The organism is Neisseria sp. P0021.S006 (assembly GCF_051956895.1).
In genome coordinates this window covers 1-2,833 of the sequence record NZ_JBQCWZ010000104.1, presented here as the reverse complement: position 1 = coordinate 2,833, position 2,833 = coordinate 1, and the positions used below count along the sequence as shown (strand labels likewise).

The 2,833-nt window shown below is 51.2% G+C and carries 2 protein-coding genes and 1 pseudogene; 1 reads left to right on the top strand and 2 read right to left on the bottom strand.

From position 1 onward, the window contains the following. Positions 1-166 precede the first annotated feature (166 nt). Entirely contained in the window at positions 167-1,588 is a 1,422-nt protein-coding gene (gene cysS, locus ACTHUM_RS11150) for a cysteine--tRNA ligase (RefSeq protein WP_107792178.1), read from the top strand. Positions 1,589-1,669: 81 nt separating this feature from the next. On the opposite strand, the pseudogene ACTHUM_RS11145 reads toward cysS, so the two are convergent. Beyond that, positions 1,670-1,849: pseudogene (locus ACTHUM_RS11145) on the bottom strand (DapH/DapD/GlmU-related protein); the annotation flags it as partial. A 141-nt stretch (positions 1,850-1,990) separates the two neighbouring features. Next, positions 1,991-2,833, bottom strand: an 843-nt coding sequence (locus ACTHUM_RS11140) for an IS5 family transposase (protein WP_440402897.1), incomplete at its 5' end; no start/stop codon positions are given.

The following is a 2,833-nucleotide window of genomic DNA, read 5'->3' as shown; positions in this document are numbered from 1 at the left end:
TAAATGCTCATGTCCGATACATCGGTGAATTTACATTAGATGAGCATCAGCCTTATATAGTTAAAAAAGCACATGCAACTAATAATGGCCCAGAACGAAACGTATTTGAATTTTGCTTGCACAAAAAGTCCAAATAACCCCAGTTTACACAAATTTTGAAAATCCCATGACCACCATCTACAACACCCTGACCCGCCAAAAAGAACCCTTCACCCCCATCGACCCTAAAAACGTACGTATGTACGTTTGCGGTATGACCGTTTACGACTACTGTCACTTAGGCCATGCCCGTGTGATGGTTGTGTTTGACATGATTGCCCGTTGGTTGCGCGAGTGCGGTTATCCGCTCACTTATGTGCGCAATATTACCGATATCGACGACAAAATCATCGCCCGCGCTGCTGAAAACGGCGAAACCATCGGCGATCTGACTGCGCGTTTCATTCAGGCTATGCACGAAGATGCCGATGCTTTGGGTGTGTTGCGTCCCGACATCGAGCCGAAGGCAACAGAAAACATTCCGCAAATGATTGCCATGATTGAAACCCTGATTCAAAACGGCAAAGCCTATCCTGCCACAAACGGCGACGTTTACTACGCTGTGCGCGAATTTTCCGCTTACGGTCAATTGTCGGGCAAATCGCTGGACGACCTGCGCGCAGGCGAACGCGTGGAAGTGGATGGTTTCAAACGTGATCCGCTTGATTTTGTGTTGTGGAAAGCGGCCAAAGCAGGCGAGCCGGCATGGGAAAGCCCGTGGGGCAATGGTCGTCCGGGTTGGCACATCGAATGCTCCGCCATGAGTGAAAACCTGTTCGGCGATACTTTTGATATTCACGGTGGCGGTGCGGATTTGCAGTTCCCTCACCACGAAAACGAAATCGCTCAAAGCGTCGGTGCCAGCGGCCATACCTGCGGTCATGACCACGCGCAAACCCATCACGGTCAAAGCATCGCCAGCCACGTCAAATACTGGCTGCACAACGGCTTCATCCGTGTGGACGGCGAAAAAATGTCCAAATCGCTGGGCAACTTCTTCACCATCCGCGAAGTGTTGAAACAATACGACCCTGAAGTCGTGCGTTTCTTTATCCTGCGCGCCCACTACCGCAGCCCGTTGAACTACTCCGACGCGCATTTGGACGACGCAAAAGGCGCGCTGACCCGTCTGTACACCACGTTGAAAAAAACTCCAGCGGCTGAGTTTGATTTATCCGAAAACGCCAACGACTACACCCGCCGCTTCTACGCCGCCATGAACGACGATTTCGGTACGGTCGAAGCGGTTGCCGTGTTGTTTGAGCTGGCAGGCGAGGTGAACAAAACCAATGATGCGCACCTTGCCGGCTGCCTGAAAGCTTTGGGCGGCATCATCGGCCTGTTGCAACGTGATCCGATTGAGTTTCTGCAAGGCGGCGCGGTTTCAGACGGCCTCTCCAACGAAGAAATCGAAGACTTAATCGCCCGCCGCAAACAGGCACGCGCGGATAAAAACTGGGCGGAATCCGACCGTATCCGCGACCTTCTGAACGAACACAAAATCATTCTGGAAGACAACGCCGGCGGTACGACTTGGCGGCGCGGCTAATTTGATTTGATATAAAAAGGTCGTCTGAAAACATTTTCAGACGACCTTTTTATATCTGGTTGAAAACCGTGATGTGTGTACTTAATCTTCTAACAGGTTCTTCTTGATGACCGCAGGATTCCCAGCAGCGACGCAATACGGCGGCACATCTTTAGTTACCACAGCCCCTGCGCCGATAACCGCTCCTTTGCCTACTCGGACACCGCCCATAATAATCGCGCGCCGTCCGATCCAAACATCATCCTCAATCACAATCGGAGACCTTTGCAAAAAAGCCCTTCCCCAACAGCCGAAATCCAAACACAGGTTTTCGGCTGTTTTTGTTTCAAATATCCGCTGACTCTACTCAAATACCCTCTTAATCCTCCTTGAATACCTGATAATCAGGCATCCGGCCGCCTTTTAGGCGACAACAGGCACACTTAGCCTGTTAGCGGCTTTCAATAGGTTCAAACACATCGCCTTCAGATGGCTTTGTGCACTTACTTTGAGCAGACCAAAATAGACTGCCCGGGCATAGCGGAATTTACGGTGCAGCGTACCGAAGCTTTGTTCGACCACATAACGGGTCTTCGACAAATGTCGGTTGCGTTTGGTTTGCGCTTCCGACAGCGGATGTTTGCGGTGGGCTTTGCGCATAATGCCGTCCTGTAGCCGATACTCTTCCAGATGTTGCCGGTTTTCCTCACTGTCATAGCCTTTGTCGGCATAGACGGTCGTACCTTTGGACAGTCCTTCCAGCAAAGGCAACAGGTGTTTGCATTCATGGGCATTGGCGGGGGTAAGGTGCAGTTTTTCGATATAGCCTTCCGCATCGGTACGGGTATGTTGTTTATAACCGAGTTTGTAGAGGCCGTTTTTCTTTATCCAACGGGCATCGCTGTCTTTACTCGGTGTGGTTTGGCCGCTGACTTGTCCTTCCTCGTCGACTTCTATGGACTGGCGCTGTTTGCTGCCAGCAGTCTGAATAATGGTGGCGTCAACGACGGCGGCGGATGCTTTCTCTACTTTTAAGCCTTTTTCAGTCAGTTGGCGGTTAATCAGTTCCAGCAATTCGGACAGGGTATTATCTTGCGCCAGCCAATTGCGGTAGCGGCATAAGGTGCTGTAATCGGGGATGCTTAGTTCGTCAAAACGGCAAAACAGGTTGAAATCAATGTGGGTGATGAGGCTGTGTTCAAGTTCGGGATCGGAGAGGCTGTGCCATTGTCCGAGCAGGACGGCTTTGAACATGGACAACAGGGG

What these genes read in the sequence shown, in the direction of transcription:
- cysS (WP_107792178.1), top strand. Translation starts at nt 167, where the DNA reads ATGACCACCATCTACAACACCCTGACCCGCCAAAAAGAACCCTTCACC.